Source organism: Paenibacillus intestini (genome assembly GCF_030803945.1).
GTDB classification, from domain to species: domain Bacteria; phylum Bacillota; class Bacilli; order Paenibacillales; family Paenibacillaceae; genus Paenibacillus; species Paenibacillus polysaccharolyticus.
The window spans coordinates 178,752-197,442 of sequence record NZ_JAURUN010000003.1; the positions used below are offsets into that span (position 1 = coordinate 178,752).

Consider the following 18,691-nt stretch of genomic DNA (forward strand, 5'->3'; position numbering starts at 1 on the left):
GGAAATTGCCCCTCATTCTTATATATAAATCTAAATCATAGGAGAATTTGGTATAGATAGCGACTCTTGGTTCAAACTGATTTATATGAGAATGAGGGGATTTAAGCGAATTCATAAAGAAAGAAAAGTAGCAGTGCTTCATCTCTATGTTCAAGAGAGGGAGACAAAGATTATATTTTGTAAGCGTATACATAAAGCGTGTATTCCTGTAAAGGGGGTGATGTTTCATGTAAATGGGACGGGAGCAGATACCGTAACAGCTTCTTGGCAAAAGGAAGTATGTTCAAGCACACGCTTCGTTCAGTCAGAAGGTATTCCAATATGATTCTTATGCAGGATAAGGAGCTGGCTTCATGTTAACCAAAAGGAAACGCAGGGCACAGCGATGGGGCAAACATAGAGCTGTACTCTTACTCACGTTAGGATTGTTGATGATATTCACGATCACATTCCCGATTACGGTGAAAGCAACAACCAGTGTGTATACGATGACGGCTTTTACGAACACAAGCGAGTCCAACATGTATATCTATGAGTCATATAACGCGAAACACTACGGTTTGCTGAAAGGTCCAGCATATACCCCACCTGCGGCGGACTTAATTCGCGATCCCAGCATCATGAAACACACCGATGGTTTGTATTATGTGGTGTACACCACCAACTGGTCAGGCAATACGGTTGGTATCGCGTCCAGCCCGGACAAGATGAATTGGACGTTTGTCCGCAATATTACTTTGTCTACTACAACCCCGATTGCCCATACCTGGGCACCGGAATGGTTCAAAGACACGAATGGTAGTGTGAACATCATCGTCTCTCTCTCCTGGCAACTATGAGAACTTCAAGCCACATGTCATCACCGCATCAGGAAGCAATCTGGCATCCACAACGTGGTCTGCACCTGCGGTGCTTACAGGTCTTGCTTCCAATTATATTGACACTTTTGTAGTAAAGACAGGCTCGACCTATCACGCGTTTACGAAGAACGAAACGACTAAATACATTGAATATGCCACGTCCAACTCGCTGAAAGGGCCATACACGTTTAAAGGCACAGGTAATTGGGCGGGCTGGGGTTCCTGGGTAGAAGGACCGGCGTTGATCCAACTCGATAATGGTTCTTGGCGAATTTATTTTGATGGGTATGCAGATCACAAATATTATTACAGCGACTCGGCGGACAACTTTCAGAGTTGGAGTGGCAAACAGGAAATCGCGGGTCTGTCCGGCATGGTACGCCATATGACCGTACTGAAAGAATCCGGTCAGCCGGGTGATATTCGCAAGCTTGAATCGTTTAACGTACCAGGCAGTTTCATTCGTCACTATAACTATCAAGCTCGGATTGATGCCAGCGTGAGTCCAGCAGAGGATGCTCAGTTTCGGATCGTTCCTGGTTTGGCGAATGCGATGGGCATCTCGTTTGAAGCGATGAATTATCCTGGTTATTTCCTGCGCAATAATAATGGCAATGCCGTGCTGGTGAAAAATGACGGCAGTGCTGCGTTCCGCAATGATGCGACGTTCAAACGGGTTAACGGGCTGGCGAATGCGAACTGGACTTCGTATACCTTATTTAACAATTCGAATCTGTATCTGAGACATTACGATCAAGTGTTACGTTTGCAACCTGTTGTCACGGCTCTGGATAAATCCGATGCAACTTTCCGGGAGATCACTCCATAGCTATTGGCAAGTGTCAAGAATTAGCAGACGATTTCGATTTTAATAGTCAGGATGGTACCCGAATGTTTTTCCCCAATGGCTTAACTAAAATGTTTAAGGGGTGATGTAGATGAAGTGGTTGAAACGAATGAGTGCGGTGCTATTAAGTGGAACACTGCTGGTTGGAAGCTTGGGTTCAGGGTCCGAAGTATCGGCTGCTGGAGCTTATACGGCTGTGGCTGATCCATCGAAACAATATCAGACGGTGGAAGGTTGGGGAACATCGCTGGCTTGGTGGGGCAAGGTCGTTGGTGAATATTCAAATCAGGATGAATATGTGGAGAAAATGTTTAATCCAGCGACAGGAATTGGCATGAACATTCTGAGATATAACATCGGAGGCGGGGATGACCCTTCATCCAATGTCCTTGAATACCGTAAAGCGGTTCCTGGTTTTCAACCTTCTCCAGGTGTGTACGATTGGACTGCCGATGCAAATCAGCGTTACATGTTGCAAGCTGCCAAGGCACAGGGAGTCAACATCATTGAAGCTTTTGCTAACTCGGCACCTTACTGGATGACGATCAGTGGCGGTGTCTCGGGTGCGCCGGATGGCGGTAATAACCTCAAGCCGGATTATTATGATGATTTTGCTGATTATTTGACGGAGGTTGTGAAGCATTTCCGGGATCATTGGGGCATTACATTTGATACGGTGACCCCACTGAATGAACCAATCTCGAATTGGTGGAAACAAGGGAATGATCAGGAGGGCATGCACTTCGGCCTTGCTGAGCAGAATGCGATTCTAAGTCAGGTTCAGGCATCTTTGATTGCCAAAGGACTAACCACCAAGCTGAGTGCACCGGAAGAAAACAATCTGGATGATACCAACACCTCCTATAAAAGCTACAGCACTGCCGTTCAATCAGCGATCAGCCAGATTAACACACATACGTATAATGGTAGCAACCGGACAGCAATGCGTAATACGGCAGCATCTGCGGGCAAACACTTATGGACATCCGAATACGGAGATGGGGATGCAAGTGGCCTTACCATGTCACGTATCATTCTGAAGGATATGCGTAACATGGGGGCTACGGCTTGGGTGTACTGGCAGGCCGTAGATAGTGCGGAAGGCTGGGGATTTTTCAAAAACGTGCTGAACAATACACAAACGACCAGCTATACGGTTAATCAGAAATACTATGTTATGGGGAATTACAGCAAATTTATTCGTCCAGGTTACAAGATCATTGGCATGAGTGATGCGAATACGCTTGCGGCGTATGATGCGGCGTCCGGCAAAGTGGTACTCGTTACAACAAACTCGGAATCTACCGATACTTCGGTAACCTATGATTTAAGTCGCTTCTCAAGTGTAGGTTCGTCCGTACAAGTGTACCGAACTTCGGCAACGGAGAAATTACAACAATTGACGAACATACCGGTCCAAAACAAAAAGTTTACAACGACGTCTAAAGCGAATTCGGTAACTACTTATGTGATCTCTGGCGCAGCCTACAGTGGCAGCACAGGGTATGAAGCAGGGGCTATTTACAAGCTTGTTAACCGTAACAGCGGCCTTGTACTGGATGTGAATGGTGCTTCCTCAGCCGGAGGCGCGACCATTATTCAATGGAATGATAACGGAGCAGCCAATCAGCAATGGAAGCTGGAGCCGGCAGGCAACGGATATTACACCATCCGGAACGTTGGCAGCGGATTGTTGCTTGATGTCAATTCCGGTTCCACACAGGGCGGAGCATCGCTAATTCAGTGGCAGGCTAACGGAGGTTATAACCAGCAGTGGTTGCCGATTGATGTAGGCGGATATGTTGTTTTGGCGAATCGTAACAGCGGCCTTACTGTCGATATTAATCAAGGATCGATGAGTGCGGGTGCTTCTACGATTCAATGGGAGGATAACGGCGGAGCGAATCAACAATGGAGTCTGATTAAGGTGAACTAGAGTACAATCTCTTCGGTAGTGGCATGATGCACGAGGAACAGCTTGCTTATAGCAGGCTGTTTTTCATTTGAGAGGATCTACTGGCTTAGCAATTCGGGATTGCAACAAAATGAATCTCCCTTACGTTACAAAGGATATACCATTTTTACTGGGGGTGGGTACAAATGAAGCATAAATTCATATTAAGTAAGATGCCAGTTATGTTAGTAACAACTATGTTAGTAACGACCCTTATTCTCATCGGATGCGAGACTGAAGGTGATCGTGGAGTCATGGCTACCGGTGATGCAGGGATTTCAAATGAATCTGTCCAACAAAAAGTACATGAGGAACCCAATTTCGAAGCTATGGTTCTGGATAAAAATGAATCAACGATAACCGTATCACCTACTAAAAGTACGGAACAACAATACATATTGGGAACGACAGGAGTAGATTATAGTGCTCAGGTTGGTGACGTAGTGCGGGTTTGGACAACAGGTCAGTATGAGGATAGTTACCCTAGTCGAGGGGTAGCTACCAAAATAGATCAGGTGAAATGAAGTTATAGTTATAGTGGATACATCTGCCTTTTGATGTCTACTTAACCGGGCTATGACCACGTGCAAGCTGCTCTTTTTTTCTATAATGTAACCCTAATCCCCATACTGTGCAGCCATGGCTTGTAACTTGGAGCGAATTTGATCACGGACCTGCGGGGGATGCGTCACATGGGCATCTGTTCCCAAGCCAAGAAAGAAACCGACCACCCAAGGGGTGTAGCTTAGTTTGAGGTCACTGGATAAATAATGGAAAAACTTGCGTAACGCACTTTGTACTTCATTGTTAAAAGGTAGAGATTTATAGTTCTGTAACGATTGAGCGGCAAAAAACAAAGCCATAGCTTCATGCTCGGAAAAACTGATGGGTGGGAGCACCTTTTCTCGTAAAACACGATAACCACCATGAGGACCCACTTCGGAATAAAGGGGGATGCCCAGTCCGCTTAATTCCGCCAAATCTCGAATCATGGTTCGACGTGATACTCCGCATTCATCAGCTAGTTCTTGTACGGTAAACGTTCTGCGTTCATTCACTAACATAATTAACTGAACAAGCCTTTGTGCTTTGTGCATATATACTCCCTAAAATTTGTGATCATTCTATTATATGACTTGGTTAGATCTAGTTGACGTAGTAAAATAACACAGGGACTATAACATACATAAATGGAAGAGATTTCGCATGTAAAGGAGATTACGTATGAATACATTATTTACATTTGACACGTTTCCGCAAATAGAGACAGAGCGATTTATGCTCCGAGCAGCAACAGATCGTGACAGTGGAGATCTGCTGGCACTGTACTCAGATGAGACTGTCGTCGAATATATGCCCTTCACGCCATTCGAATCCGAACAGGATGCATTAGATGAGATGAGCTGGTATAAGAAGATTTTCAATCAACAGACGGGTTTACGCTGGATGATCGAAGATAAGCAGTCTCATCAAGTCATTGGAACGTGCGGATATCTGGGGTACGAAGAGCAACATCATCGCGCAGAGATTGGTTATGATCTGCTTTCATCGTGCTGGGGCAAAGGGGTGATGACTGAGGTTGCTCGAGCTGTGCTGGAATTTGGATTCAACCAGATGCAATTGAACAAAATTGAAGCGAAGGTGGACCCGGGAAATGAGGCGTCCATTCGTCTACTGCATAAGCTGGGGTTCCAGCAGGAAGGTCTGTTGCGGCAGCATGAGTTTGAGAAGGGCAGATACGTTGATCTCGCTGTTTTCTCGAAGCTACAGAGTGACAACTAGCCCCTGTCTTCCATTTCCATGTCCATCACATACTCAACTCCCATCTCAGTCCTTGTCACCATAATGTGATGTCTTGTCCCGTGAATCAGGCTCATGTTATATTGGAGAGATGTGAGGGGATGAGAATATGAAGCTGGTGTCCTGGAATGTGAATGGACTTCGAGCGTGTGTGAATAAAGGATTTATGGATTATTATCAACAAAGCGAGGCCGATATTTTCTGCCTTCAGGAGACGAAATTACAGGCTGGACAGATTGAGATGGATTTGGGCGAAGACGTCTATCAGTACTGGAATTATGCGATCAAAAAAGGATACTCCGGCACGGCTGTATTCAGCCGCATCAAGCCATTGTCTGTGTATTACGGTATGGAAGAGGACTGCGAGCCGGAAGGCCGGATGATTACGCTGGAGTATGATGCCTTTTATCTGATTAATGTCTATACTCCCAATGCCAAACGTGATCTGACCCGGCTGCCTTACCGTCTGGAGTGGGAAGACCGCTTCCGGTCCTATGTCCTGCAACTGGAGCAGACGAAACCTGTAATCATCTGTGGGGATCTGAACGTGGCTCATCAAGAGATTGACTTGAAGAACCCGAAGCCAAACATGGGTAACTCGGGATTTACGGATGAGGAGCGCGGCAGGATGACCGACCTGCTTGCATCAGGATATGTGGACAGTTTCCGTCATCTGCATCCAGATCAAACCGATGTGTACAGCTGGTGGTCGTATATGCCTAAGGTCAGAGAGCGGAACGTGGGCTGGCGCATTGATTATTTTCTTGTGTCCAATCAGCTTGCACCAAGTGTAGCCGAAGCCTATATCGACTGTCATGTTATGGGCAGTGATCATTGCCCGGTAGGCGTTAAGCTGAAACTGTGAGAACACACACTTAGCAAACAGAACCTGACAACCGTTTGTATCCCGATAAAGGGATGCAGGCGGTTTTTTTACGTTATCCTGCGCCTCAGAGGTAGGGGAGAGGAACTGGACTTTGGTTGGGGAAAGGACTGGACTCCGGATTGTTTCAATCCCGCCATTTCTTGGGTACGATTGAATCATACATATATTATAAATTGAATTGTTCAATGATACAGAAGGAGGAGGGTTGTATGAAAAAGTTCAAAGTCATCACCCGATTCCTATCGATCCTTGCAATAAGCTGTCTGATATCTTTGACGGTGTTATCGTTGTCAGTCATCTGGATTGACATACCGTAGATGCGTACACATTATTCAGCAGACAATGGAGTTCGACTAAACGAAGGAGGGATGGGCAATCAGCATACAGAAGCATACTTCAGATGTAAGAATGTGATTTGGAGAATGACAACATAAAACAACCAGAAGGAGTGATTTTTAATGGTGAAAAAGAAAAAAGTTTTGCTGGCCTGCGCTGCGCTGGCTATGATGGTGGCTTTAAGTGCGTGTAGCAGTGCTGCTGACGAGCCCAAAGGTGAATCTGAGAAGGTAAATAGTGAAGCAACATCTGGAACCGCTGAGCCAGCTGTCACAGAAAATACAAGCGAAGCAGCAACAGGTACAGGCACAGAAGCCGCATCCACACCGGCCACTTCGGAATCCTCCGCAATTAAAGGTGAAAGTAGTGCGGCGGAAGGCATGCCGGAATACTTGCCTAAAGATTTTCCACTACCAGACGATGCTAAGATTACAACAGCGACTTCCGGAGAGACTGAAGGGAAGAAATCGGCAATGATGATTTTTACTACGGAACAGGACATGAAGACGGTATCGAAGCTGTACAAGGATTATTTTACAGAGAAGAAACTGACAGACTCCGGACAGCTGATTGATGAGAAAAATATTGTTATTCAAGGGACTGATCCGGATACGAAGCAGGAATGGTCTATGATCGGTGGAGCACTGGCGAGTCAGGAAGGTGTCGTTGAACTCACGTTAACCTGGTCTGAGTCGTAAAATCAAAATAGAATCTTTATTCATGAACTTGTTTATTTACCCGCACCTTGTGGTGGTACAGCGTTAAAGCTGTCCCTCTGCAAGGTATTTTTGATTTACATCTGGAAACCTGACAAGTTACATGTTATGTTATATCCTTAGATAGACTTATAGACAAAAGATTCAGACAGGGAGAGGATTAAACATGATTAAAGTTGGTATCGTAGGTTACGGTAACTTGGGTAAAGGTGTCGAGAAAGCAATTACCCAGAATGATGATCTAGAGCTGGTTGCTGTATTTACACGTCGTAATCCAGAGCAAATGGTGGCTGAAGGTACAGAAGTTCGCTTTGAGCATATCTCTGCGGCTGAGCAGTACATAGGCAAAATCGATGTCATGATCTTGTGCGGTGGTTCTGCGACGGATTTGCCAGAGCAGACACCTGTAATCGCTAAGCTATTTAATACGGTAGATAGCTTTGATACCCACGCAAAGATTCCTGAGTTCTTTGAAGCTGTAAATGCGGCGGCTGAGCTAGGTGGACATGTAAGCGTGATCTCAACAGGCTGGGACCCAGGTTTGTTCTCGATGAATCGTCTTCTCGCACAATCTATTCTGCCGGAAGGGAAAGAGTATACATTCTGGGGCAAAGGGGTTAGTCAGGGTCACTCCGATGCCATTCGTCGTGTACCTGGCGTGAAAGCGGGTGTGCAGTATACGGTTCCTGTAGAAGAAGTGATTGACCGCATTCGTTCAGGTGAAACACCAGAATTGTCCACACGTGAGAAACATCTGCGTCAGTGTTATGTGGTAGCAGAAGAGGGTGCGAACCAGGATGAGATTCGTGAAACGATTGTGAATATGCCTAACTATTTCTCGGACTACGATACGACAGTTACCTTCATCAGTGAAGAAGAATTGAAATCCGACCATGCAGGTATGCCACATGGTGGCTTCGTTATTCGCAGTGGAATTACAGGTAACGGACAAAAACAAATTATCGAATTTGGTCTGAAGCTCGACAGCAATCCAGAGTTCACCGCAAGTGTACTTGTGGCATATGCACGTGCGGCGCAGCGTTTGAGCAAGGAAGGACACAAAGGCGCGAAGACGGTATTTGATATCCCGCTGGGTCACCTTTCTCCAAAATCCGCTGCGGATCTCCGTCGTGATCTGCTGTAATCTTAGTTAGTTTGGTAAATAGTCTTAGAAAAATAGCTAGTCCTTCCGTGGAAGGACTAGCTATTTTTCATTGTGCGCGTTTTTAGCGCCAATGGGAGGGTTTACTCAAATGGTCAGGTAGCAAGGTATCCGCACTTCCCATAGCAGCGTTCAGCTGAGACTGTGTCAGGAAAATTCCGCCGCGTAGATCGGCTCCCCCAAGATCTGTATCCCGCAAGTCTGCACCAATCCAATCGGCGTTTCGTACATCGGCGTTACGCAGGTTCGCCGCAATCATAAGCGCGCCCCGGAAGCTTGTACCTCTTAGGTCTGCTCCTTGCAAGTTAGCCCCCAGAAAATCCATTCCACTGCGTTTCTTGCCTTTGGGTTTTCCTTTTGCTTTTGTTGTTGCTGGAGCACTGCTACGTACGATCTCACTAGCCTGAATCAGCAGGGTATTCACATTTGCTCGATGGCTCGTGATGTCCAACTGTAGCAGAGCTGCCGGTTCGAGATCACTCAGACGCGCTACATCAGGATAGGCTTTTTCCAGTGAGGCATGCAGCGAAGACGTATCGGGCCGCATCATAACCTCTCTCATATAACTGATCAGCTCATGAATTTGACGTAGTACAGGCAGACAATCATACATTTCACGAGCCGTTTCGGGATGGGTACGCCAGCTTCTGTCCGCATACGTCACTTGTGATAGCTTCTGACCTGCACCAAAACAGTCATACACGGTGCAACCTTTGAAGCCCTTCTGTCGGAGCTGGGTGTGGATACCACATCGGTAGTCCTCCCGCAGATTGGGACAAGGTGTACCGCTGGACTTGTCAAAAGCAAAGTCAGAGGATTTGCCATAAGGCAAGGCCACGCAACATAATCCGTAACACTGCTCGCAGTCTGCTTGCAGATGAGGATGTTCAATGTGGTTTAAAGAATGGTTAGACAACATACACACTTCCTTATCATCAAGAAAAAGTTGATTTTAAATTCAAATGTACCGATAGATCATGTCATGTTCACTTTACCATTGGAAGGAAGTCACTTCAATTGAATAATAAGATCTATGCAGGGTAAGAAACTTAGTAGACTTATCGATCAGAAAGTTGTATGCAACATTGAACAACTACACTATAAAATTTCGTGGTGCTTGATACCATGCTACTTATTCATCTTCACTTTTGTATATGTAGGAATTTGTGTCTTACTGTGTTTATTTATTAATTCATCTAATAATTCAGATTGTTTGATCACCAATGGATGGCCTATCCCGTAAGAACTAACTAGTTCATACAAAACGGATCGTTCGTGTTCCAATTGCTCTTTGATAGAGTTACTTGACAAATCAATCACCTCTATACTAATCCTAACCACTTCTATTTAAATTTACTAATTTAGTAGATATACAAAAACTCAAAATAAAAAACCTCCAATCAGGAGGTTCTGAAGATTATAATTTTTTTTTACCAGCCGCCAGCACCATGTCCATTCGCTTTAACAGTGGTTACATCTGTTGGTGGTTTAGGATCATTGTTATCGGCCGATACCTGATTAAATGGTGTACATACTAAAATGGCTAAAGCTACAACAAAAGAAATGACAGTCAACTTCTTCATGTACCTCATTCTACCTCCCTCAAAATTGCTTTGAATCTATCTAGATCATCATCTGTGGCTAATTGCCTCATTCCTTCGAACAAACAAAAGCATCTGATCAAGTAACGATCATTATTTATCTTAGCAGAGATTGCCAAACTATCTAACACATAGAGTATACCAAAACTAGGTCTATTAGAATTTTTATAATATTCGGCTAAATCAGCCAGGAGGATAACGAATCCATCGTTAATAACTTGGGAAGTGTATGATCCTACCTTTTTTTGAGAATTGATCTGATTTTGAATCACGTCTTGATAACGATCTATGATGTGGTCTATGTTATAAGAATATTTTAGTGCTGCCTTAACAACCTTGAATAGTCCTATAAGTAGTTCATTATCATTATTTGCTAAGGAATTGATATAATCATCGATAAGGCAAGTTTCCCCTGTCATCACTCTGTAAAGCATTCGGTTAGCACTTGCCCAAATTAAAAATTGTTTTTTCGTTTGTTCAGCCTCTTCATCAGTTTCAACGATCCAACTGTGGTCCTCAAATTTATCTAAATGGAAGAATGCTTCCTCGTAGTTCTCATCCTCTTCAGCAACTGTCCCTAATATTACATGGGCATATAGAATATATCCGAATAAAGCTTTTCTTGGTTCTGTTCGATTGAGTTCATTCCCTTTCCGTTTATGTTTTAGATCGTATAGGACTCTAGCTATCCTGCCCATTTCAGAGCTCAGTTGCTTTGCCTTCTTCCACTTCTGTAAGGATACATACAAGTTAGCTAAATCTTTCAGGGCATCAAGTTGCTCTATTTCACTCAACCTTGTAACAAACGGTTCAAATACAAGAGCAAGTTCGTAGTTGAATTGCTGATCATCACCTAAAGATGCCTTGAAAATCCTATACTGGCATATGGCCAATCGTTCTGCATGTTGGTACCGTTCTTCTTCAGAGACTCTTCTATAAATGATGAGTGAAGCAGAGATATTACCTTCTTCATAAAGAGATTCGGCAAAATCAAATAAAGAAGAAATATAGTAAGACTTCTCCAGCATAAAATCAACAACTTTTTCAATGCAAGATAACTTGTTTAATTGCGAGCACCTAATCAGAAATGGCCGTATTCTTCTCCAATCTGTTGATGGGTCGAGTAGCAGCTCATCAGCATATAAATCATAGAAAGTACCATCTTTTAAACCCATCGTTAATGTCATTTTATCAAGTGCATTAATCGGAACTGGCTGAGAACCGTTGATGAAGCGACTAAGAGTTCCAGAATTTATACCAGAATTCTCAGCAAAATGATATATAAGTAACTGATTATTATCTATGTAGTTTAACAACAGAGAACGGATAGTTTGTTGCTTTTCGATTTTCAAGGAAGATTCCACCTCCATCTATAAAAAAACCATTATTTATAACTTTTACTCTTTATAGGTAATCATATGGATTATTCTACCATTGGTCAATGGTTCCTGCAAAATTCTTTGTTTTCTTCAATATTGCAGAATTTGTTTTCTTCTCTAAGAAGCTCCCAACTAGCTAAAGAATAAATAATAGGAATTCGCTTATGTAACCGACCCCTGATTATGATTATCCTCTTCTGAATTTGAATTCGATCCCACTCCTAGAAAAATTGTCTTATCGCTATTATTCAATTGATAAGCGAATTCAACAATTTACGATTTCTTCTTGGCAAATCTATTTCTACATTATTATTCAGTAAGATAATATAATATAATTCCCAGGCGTATTCATGCTTGCAAAAACTTTCGAATAGTTATTATGCTGGATTGATTGGGCATAAAAATTGATGGAGTACTGGCTCATGATTTTTTAAAGCGAACTCATTAAGATTATTTGATGCTCAGAGCCTTCAGTATATAGAATAGTTTTGTGCTCATCTTAGAAAACAGTATTAGAGCAAGAGAAAATATGGACTTACCACGAATGGAGGTAGCAGAACATGGATGAATTCAAGATACGTCAAGCTACCCAGGAAGATCAGGAGCAGCTGGCTAATTTACGGGCACTGGTGCTCTATGATGATTTGACGCGTTTAGGGCGCTATGATGAGATTCGGGTGAGGGAGCGCTTCCGCAATGCGTTCCAGCCGGAACATACACAAGTGTTGGAGCTGGAAGATACTTTAATTGGATGTGTGTCATTAAAACCGGGAGATGGAGAGTTTTTGCTAGAGCACTTCTACATTGATCCAGACTATCAGGGCAGGAAACTAGGCACAAAGGTGCTTAACATGTTGCTCGAACAGGAATCAGTCAAGGGCAGACGTGTGACGTTAAACGTGTTGCAAGGAAGTCCGGCGAAGCGTTTATACGAACGATTTGGGTTTACGGTGGATCATGAAGATGAAGTAGATGTGTTCATGTCTAGAGATTATCAAGGGATCGGGATCTCCAATAGTTGAGTATATTGCACGATAAAAAAAGAAGCCTCTTCTCTACTAGGCCGCTAGGCGACCATTGCATGAGAAGGTAAGGCTTCTTTTTGTATGAATCATTTAAAAATGCGGTGAAAAAAATTACACGACGCCTTGGGCAATCATCGAATCGGCTACTTTGAGGAAACCAGCAATGTTTGCTCCAGCAAGCAAGTTGCCTTCGCAGCCGTATTCTTCAGCTGCTTCTACGCAGCTTTTATAAATATTTTTCATAATGTCATGCAGTTTGGCATCGACTTCTTCAAATGTCCAGGACAACCGCATGCTGTTCTGTGACATTTCAAGAGCGGACACGGCTACACCGCCGGCGTTCGCAGCTTTTGCAGGGCCAAACAGCACGTTAGCACCAAGGAATACATCAATGGCAGCCAGAGTGGACGGCATATTCGCTCCTTCACCAATGGCTTTGACACCGCCTTGAACCAGAAGGTTTGCCGCTTGCTCGTCGATTTCGTTCTGTGTTGCACACGGCAGAGCGATATCACAAGGGATAGACCAGATGCCCTCGAAGCCTTCGGTATACGTCGCATGCGGGTGTTCTTTGACGTATTCGCTGATCCGCAGACGCTCAACCTCTTTCAGACGTTTTACCGTATCCAGGTTAATGCCTTGCGGATCATGTATGTAACCGCCGGAGTCGCTGCATGCTACAACGCGAGCACCAAGCTCCTGCGCCTTCTCGATAGCATAGATGGATACATTGCCGGAACCGGAGACAACAACGGTGCTGTCCTTGAAGCTAAGCCCTTTGGATGCAAGCATTTCATTAACGAAGTATACGCAGCCATAACCCGTTGCTTCTTTACGTGCGAGACTTCCACCGTACAACAGACCTTTGCCTGTCAGTACACCTGCTTCATGTCCGCCACGAATTCGTTTGTACTGACCAAACATGTAACCGATCTCCCGAGCGCCTACACCAATATCACCCGCAGGTACGTCAGCGTCCGGACCGATGTATTTGTACAGCTCTGTCATGAAACTTTGCGTGAAACGCATGATTTCCTGATCCGATTTTCCTTTTGGATCAAAGTCAGAACCGCCTTTACCGCCGCCGATTGGCAGGCCAGTCAGTGCATTTTTGAAAATTTGCTCAAAGCCCAAAAATTTGATGATGCCCGAGTATACCGATGGGTGGAAACGAAGTCCGCCTTTGTAGGGGCCAATCGCGCTGTTGAATTGTACACGGAAACCGCGATTCACCTGAACTTTACCTTGATCATCGACCCAAGGCACACGGAACGTGATAACCCGTTCCGGCTCAACAAGTTGCTCTAGCAGACTGTGGTTTCTGTATTTGGGATGTGCTTCGATGACGGGGATCAGTGAATCCAGGATTTCCTTAACAGCCTGATGGAATTCATTCTCGTTCGGGTTTCTTGCGATAACTGATTCATAGACGGAATGAACATATGCTGCGGCAGTAGTAACTTGAGATGACGTTGAACTTTCTTTAGTAATCGTGGACACTTTTTCAATGCACTCCTTTATCGTGTTAAAGTCTGTAGATACCTATTTGTACAATTTGAATAAAAGTTTGTAGTTAAATATACAGGAAAGGAAATAAAAATACGAGACAAAAATCCATAAAATGTTTTTTATGAGGCAATTAAAATGTTCTATAGATCTATCATTAAATGTAAAGAATATCGTGAAATGTTGGATAATATACCCAAAGTATAGAATTAAAACCCAAGTTAGCGGAATTGATTGGATTAATAATTTCATTTTGGTAAGATGGTAAGAAGAGCTCGTAATTCGGGCTCTTTTATTATAAGAAGGAGGACAACAGGATGATGATGGGTAACAACAAGCGAATCAACGTGGAGAACAAGGCATGTATAGGAGGTGAGATCTACTATGAACCGTAGGACTCCACTTGACAATTGCAGAGAAATGCTGGTGAGTCAGCTGTTGACCTTGGGCGAAGAGAAAAGAACTTTTCTTGACGCTTATTTTGACGTGCGTAATCCTGAGCGTATACTGCTGGATAAACAATTAACAGCCTATACAGACCGAGTAGAGCGATTACTTGCTGGTCCGGATGAGCTGTTAAGTTCCGTTGTGCTGATTGGTAGTCAGATTGAACTGGAATATGTTGATTTTCATACATCGGATAAGTTAACGATTGTTATGCCAGAGGAAGCAGACCCGGACGAAGGACAGATTTCATTCCTTTCTCCTGTGGGACGTCAACTGCTTCTGGGGAACAAAGGCGAAATGAGAGCCATCTCTACCCCTTCGGGTGACATGAAAATACGTATAGCAGACATTCAATGGGCTTTTGAACAAAGCTCAGAGCTGGTGCAGGAGCTTGAGCAGGCTGATGAGGCGAAACCAAATCCGCTGCAAGGCTTGACTCAGGGAGGTGCAAATCATGCACTTTAAAGAAACGGATCTGCCAGGCATTGGACGTAAATACTGGCTGCATACTCGCAGCGGGGAGCATCTTGTCATCGTGGTTCATAATGATGAGCGACGTGATTTGTTCCATATGGAATCTGGAGATCAAGCGGAAGATCTCGGAGATATGGTCTCTCTTGTAACCCTTGACGATGATGAGGCAAGAGCCGTAGCTGCTATAGTCGGTGGCATGACGTATAAACCTCAGTTCCAGAACGAACGGGAAGTTATGCTGGAAGGGTTGCTGATTGAGTGGCTACGCATCGAGCCACATGCGGCGTGCATCGGGAAGACGATTGGAGAGATGAACATCCGTCAGGTTACCGGTGTGGCGATCCTGGCGGCGGTTGACAAAGAGAAACAGAAACAATTCAACCCTGGGCCAGAGTATGTGTTCACCAGTGGGGCGACAATTGTTGTTGCTGGTGAACGTGACCAGCTTAAGCAGCTCAAACAATGGTTGACCGATGGGCGGATGTAGCGTATGGATATGCTCATATTTGAAGTGGGGGTTGCCATTGCGCTGATTACACTTACGGGATTAATATCTGCACGACTACGATTTTCGGTTATTCCATTTTACATTCTGGTCGGTATGGCCGTTGGACCGCATGCACCACAGTTTGGCATTGTGGATTTACGATTTATCGAAAGCTCGTCTTTTATTGAATTTATGGGCAGGCTGGGTATTTTATTTTTATTGTTTTATCTGGGATTGGAATTTTCGGTCTCACGGTTATTAAAATCAGGGAAAGCCATCCTCACCGGTGGCATATTCTATGTGGCTCTCAATTTTGTCTCAGGTTTGCTACTGGGCTGGTTCATGAATCTGCCATTACAGGAAACGATGGTCGTATGCGGGATCATGACGAGTTCATCGACGGCTATCGTTGCCAAAGTGCTCGTGGATTTGAAACGTACCGCGAATCCAGAGACAGAAATTATTATGGGCATGATTATGTTTGATGACTTGTTTATTGCCATTCATATTTCCATTCTGACTGGACTTGTGCTTAGCGGAGCTACTTCATTCGGAAGTGTCCTGCTGGTATCTCTATCGGCTTTGCTGTTTATTGTACTATTCCTGATTATTGGCAGGAAGAGTATTAAATATATCGATAAAGCATTGAACATTAAGTCCTCGGAGTTATTCCTGCTTACGATTATGACATTGCTCTTCCTCGTAGCAGGATTCTCGGAAACCTTACATGTGGCTGAGGCTATCGGTGCGTTGATGATCGGCCTTGTGCTTGGGGAATCCAGACATGTTAGCCGAATTGAGCAGCAGATTATGCCGTTCAAAGACTTTTTTGGTGCCCTGTTTTTCTTCAGCTTTGGCCTGACCATTGAGCCATCCTCCCTCGGTGGAGCTGTAGGGATGACACTGATTGCCGTCGTTCTGACGATTCTGAGTAACTTCGGTGCAGGTATGATTGCAGGAAAAATGGCTGGAGTATCGAACAAGGCCTCGTTAAATGTGGGCTTTACCCTGGTATCTCGGGGCGAGTTCTCGATCATCATGGCGAACATCGGCAAGGCTGGAGGTCTGATGGCATCCATTCAATCCTTCGCTGTGTTATACGTGTTGATTCTGGCTGTCCTTGGGCCTATTCTGACGAAAGAATCTCCTCGCCTCTATGCGAGGTATGAACGATTCCGAAATCGGGAGAAACGCAAGGAAACTGGATAAGGGTTAGAGAAGCGCGTCGCACGTTGCTGGAGAATGAATGTTCTCCCAAGTGCGGCGCTTTTTTATGCGATATAAAGCAGGACTTTAGATGTGATTTTTCGAAAATATATTTAAATATTTTAAAAATTATGTAAAATAATGTTATTCGTTGTCTGTGACAATGAAGAGTTATATTTTAGAATCACAGTCAAAATGATAGGGAGGGAATAACACAATGAGCAAGAAAAGTAGATTCCAGCGTTTCAGAAGGTCTGCCACAGGTATACTGCTCGGTCTTGTTTTGTTTGCTTTACCTGCATCTGCTGCTTGGAATGATACATATCAAGGGTATGCAACATACACGGGCTCGGGATACTCGGGCGGTGCTGTATTGCTGGATCCGATTCCAGCAGACATGAAGATTACCGCGCTCAATCCATACCAGCTTAATTATAATGGTGTCAAAGCTGCTTTAGCTGGAGCCTATCTGGAAGTACAGGGGCCTAAAGGGAAAACCGTGGTATATGTAACCGATTTATATCCGGAAGGAGCCAGTGGTGCTCTGGATCTCTCACCGAATGCGTTCAATCAGATTGGAGATCCCAAAGCAGGGAAGATCAATATCAGCTGGAAGGTAGTCAAAGCGCCGATTGAAGGGAACGTATCTTATCGCATCAAGGAAGGTAGCAGTCAGTGGTGGGCAGCCATTCAAGTTCGTCATCATAAATATCCTGTGCTGAAGTTTGAAGTGAAGCAGAAGGACGGTTCATGGCTTAATCTCGAAAAACAGGATTATAACCATTTCCTTGGCACGGGATTAGGTAAGGAAGAATTAAGTATTCGGATCACCGATATTCGTGGTAAAGTGGTGTATGATTCCATTCCCGCTCTGCCAAACGATGGATCAGGCGGCGCATATATCGTACCGGGTAACGTGCAGTTCCCGGATTAAATGAAATGTGGCATCAAAATAAGTATGATCATGGATGAGTCTTTAAGTCGTACATCGTACGGCTTTTTTGATGTAGAAAAAGGAGTGTACATATGCGAAAAAGCTTGCCTTCTTATAGAACAACACATTTATATTGGAAGCAGTATCAGTCATTTTTTCCTGAAGAAGTAAGATTGGATGAAAACAACTACCCGGAGGAGGAGTGGTGGGAAAGCCATGGAATCCATCTTCATATTGACCGTTTACCCGTGCCAGAATCACCTATCAAAATACTGTTCATTCATGGTGCCGGGGGGAATGGCAGGTTACTCGCCCCCTATGCACGAATGCTACAGCAACATGGATACGAGGTGATATCACCTGATCTGCCGCCGTACGGTCTAAGCTACGCAATGCACGGCACGCGGATGAACTATGAGTTATGGATTACACTGCTAGATGCCCTTATGGAGATGGAATACAAGAAAGACGGAAAGCCTTTCGTTGTGTTGGGCAGCAGCATTGGAGGCATGTTGGCTTATCATGCCAGTGTAAGGAACAAACATGTGAAGGGATTAATCGCAACAACATTTGTAGATACGAGTGATCCACATATGCGGGATCAGATTGCTCCGAATCAGTTCGTCAGTCGTGTAGGTAAACGTATGATGGATCTTTTCCCTGGTGTATTAGATGCTGCACGAATCTCGGTTAAACGGGTTTCTCGAATGGATCTGATTACGAACAACAAGGACCTGACCCGTCTCATTATGAATGATCCACAGGCGGCGGCTACGTCTGTTCCTTTGGAATTATTAAGAACTTTCCTGAATAAAACACCAGAAGTGAGCCCGGATCAATTCAGTCAGTGCCCGGTTTTGCTGGTTCATCCTGAGATAGACCCGATGACTCCCTTACACTTCAGTCAACCCTTTTTTGATCGTCTGACCGTGGAGAAGGAGTGTGTCATTTTGGAGGGAGCAGGTCATTTTCCGGTAGAGCAACCGGGTCTGAGGCAATTGGAAGAAGCGGTTCTACGATTTCTACAACAGATTCAATAAATGAAGGATATGATATTGCATGAAATACATA

19 protein-coding genes and 2 pseudogenes are annotated in these 18,691 nt (G+C 44.3%); 14 read left to right on the plus strand and 7 right to left on the minus strand.

Annotation, left to right across the window (positions count from 1 at the left end):
• Positions 1-353 precede the first annotated feature (353 nt).
• The 4 genes from J2T16_RS10090 (at position 354) to J2T16_RS10105 (ending at position 4,185) form a co-directional block, all read left to right on the plus strand.
• Positions 354-839, plus strand: a complete 486-nt coding sequence (locus J2T16_RS10090; protein WP_499018277.1) for a hypothetical protein — start codon at positions 354-356, stop codon at positions 837-839.
• Between the two features lie 70 nt (positions 840-909).
• Positions 910-1,689 (plus strand): AbfB domain-containing protein, encoded by a 780-nt coding sequence (locus J2T16_RS10095; RefSeq protein WP_499018278.1) that lies wholly within the window; start codon positions 910-912, stop codon positions 1,687-1,689.
• A gap of 109 nt (positions 1,690-1,798) precedes the next feature.
• A complete protein-coding gene (locus J2T16_RS10100) occupies positions 1,799-3,643 on the plus strand; it encodes a glycoside hydrolase (protein ID WP_336120758.1) in 1,845 nt (614 codons plus the stop codon).
• A 200-nt stretch (positions 3,644-3,843) separates the two neighbouring features.
• Positions 3,844-4,185, plus strand: a complete 342-nt coding sequence (locus J2T16_RS10105; RefSeq protein ID WP_336120757.1) for a hypothetical protein — start codon at positions 3,844-3,846, stop codon at positions 4,183-4,185.
• 93 nt (positions 4,186-4,278) lie between these two features.
• On the opposite strand, the pseudogene J2T16_RS10110 reads toward J2T16_RS10105, so the two are convergent.
• Positions 4,279-4,395 (minus strand): annotated as a pseudogene (locus J2T16_RS10110) (WCX domain-containing protein); the annotation flags it as partial.
• Positions 4,396-4,410: 15 nt separating this feature from the next.
• Positions 4,411-4,758, minus strand: a pseudogene (locus tag J2T16_RS10115) (helix-turn-helix transcriptional regulator); the annotation flags it as partial.
• A gap of 127 nt (positions 4,759-4,885) precedes the next feature.
• Here J2T16_RS10115 and J2T16_RS10120 point away from each other — a divergent pair.
• The 4 genes from J2T16_RS10120 (at position 4,886) to J2T16_RS10135 (ending at position 8,543) form a co-directional block, all read left to right on the plus strand.
• Entirely contained in the window at positions 4,886-5,443 is a 558-nt protein-coding gene (locus J2T16_RS10120) for a GNAT family N-acetyltransferase (RefSeq protein WP_499018279.1), read from the plus strand.
• Between the two features lie 127 nt (positions 5,444-5,570).
• On the plus strand, positions 5,571-6,326 hold the full coding sequence (locus J2T16_RS10125; protein WP_499018280.1) for an exodeoxyribonuclease III: 756 nt from the start codon (positions 5,571-5,573) through the stop codon (positions 6,324-6,326).
• Between the two features lie 479 nt (positions 6,327-6,805).
• Complete coding sequence (locus tag J2T16_RS10130) at positions 6,806-7,381, plus strand: hypothetical protein (RefSeq protein WP_336120754.1); 576 nt, start codon at positions 6,806-6,808, stop codon at positions 7,379-7,381.
• Positions 7,382-7,565: 184 nt separating this feature from the next.
• Positions 7,566-8,543: a diaminopimelate dehydrogenase gene (locus tag J2T16_RS10135; RefSeq protein WP_499018281.1), complete on the plus strand. Its 978-nt coding sequence runs from the start codon at positions 7,566-7,568 to the stop codon at positions 8,541-8,543.
• Between the two features lie 82 nt (positions 8,544-8,625).
• Here J2T16_RS10135 and J2T16_RS10140 read toward each other — a convergent pair whose 3' ends face one another.
• From J2T16_RS10140 to J2T16_RS10155, 4 genes are all read right to left on the minus strand, one after another.
• Positions 8,626-9,480: a pentapeptide repeat-containing protein gene (locus J2T16_RS10140; protein WP_336120752.1), complete on the minus strand. Its 855-nt coding sequence runs from the start codon at positions 9,478-9,480 to the stop codon at positions 8,626-8,628.
• A 209-nt stretch (positions 9,481-9,689) separates the two neighbouring features.
• Entirely contained in the window at positions 9,690-9,902 is a 213-nt protein-coding gene (locus J2T16_RS10145; RefSeq protein ID WP_434349141.1) for a Spo0E family sporulation regulatory protein-aspartic acid phosphatase, read from the minus strand.
• Positions 9,903-9,991: 89 nt separating this feature from the next.
• Positions 9,992-10,153, minus strand: a complete 162-nt coding sequence (locus tag J2T16_RS10150; RefSeq protein ID WP_221790310.1) for a hypothetical protein — start codon at positions 10,151-10,153, stop codon at positions 9,992-9,994.
• A complete protein-coding gene (locus tag J2T16_RS10155; RefSeq protein ID WP_221790308.1) occupies positions 10,150-11,514 on the minus strand; it encodes an XRE family transcriptional regulator in 1,365 nt (454 codons plus the stop codon). The genes J2T16_RS10150 and J2T16_RS10155 overlap by 4 nt, the downstream gene beginning before the upstream one ends.
• Positions 11,515-12,101: 587 nt before the next feature.
• On the opposite strand from J2T16_RS10155, the gene J2T16_RS10160 reads away from it, so the two are divergent.
• Positions 12,102-12,563: a GNAT family N-acetyltransferase gene (locus tag J2T16_RS10160; RefSeq protein ID WP_499018283.1), complete on the plus strand. Its 462-nt coding sequence runs from the start codon at positions 12,102-12,104 to the stop codon at positions 12,561-12,563.
• A 114-nt stretch (positions 12,564-12,677) separates the two neighbouring features.
• Here J2T16_RS10160 and gdhA read toward each other — a convergent pair whose 3' ends face one another.
• The gene (gene gdhA / locus J2T16_RS10165) at positions 12,678-14,066 is read right to left on the minus strand and encodes an NADP-specific glutamate dehydrogenase (protein ID WP_418792660.1); all 1,389 of its coding nucleotides are present in this window, start codon (positions 14,064-14,066) and stop codon (positions 12,678-12,680) included.
• Between the two features lie 390 nt (positions 14,067-14,456).
• Between gdhA and J2T16_RS10170 the strand changes: the two genes are divergently transcribed.
• The 5 genes from J2T16_RS10170 (at position 14,457) to J2T16_RS10190 (ending at position 18,660) form a co-directional block, all read left to right on the plus strand.
• The gene (locus J2T16_RS10170; RefSeq protein ID WP_090915211.1) at positions 14,457-14,984 is read left to right on the plus strand and encodes a GreA/GreB family elongation factor; all 528 of its coding nucleotides are present in this window, start codon (positions 14,457-14,459) and stop codon (positions 14,982-14,984) included.
• Positions 14,974-15,480, plus strand: coding sequence for a cation:proton antiporter regulatory subunit (locus tag J2T16_RS10175; protein ID WP_186809605.1), 507 nt, complete (start codon positions 14,974-14,976; stop codon positions 15,478-15,480). Before J2T16_RS10170 ends, J2T16_RS10175 begins: the two co-directional genes overlap by 11 nt.
• Positions 15,481-15,483: 3 nt before the next feature.
• Positions 15,484-16,689 carry a cation:proton antiporter gene (locus tag J2T16_RS10180; protein WP_154887760.1) on the plus strand — a complete coding sequence of 402 codons (1,206 nt, stop codon included), beginning with the start codon at positions 15,484-15,486 and terminating at the stop codon, positions 16,687-16,689.
• Positions 16,690-16,903: 214 nt separating this feature from the next.
• Positions 16,904-17,620 carry an expansin ExlX gene (exlX, locus tag J2T16_RS10185; protein ID WP_221790300.1) on the plus strand — a complete coding sequence of 239 codons (717 nt, stop codon included), beginning with the start codon at positions 16,904-16,906 and terminating at the stop codon, positions 17,618-17,620.
• Positions 17,621-17,712: 92 nt separating this feature from the next.
• A complete protein-coding gene (locus J2T16_RS10190; protein WP_499018285.1) occupies positions 17,713-18,660 on the plus strand; it encodes an alpha/beta hydrolase in 948 nt (315 codons plus the stop codon).
• Positions 18,661-18,691: the final 31 nt, after the last annotated feature.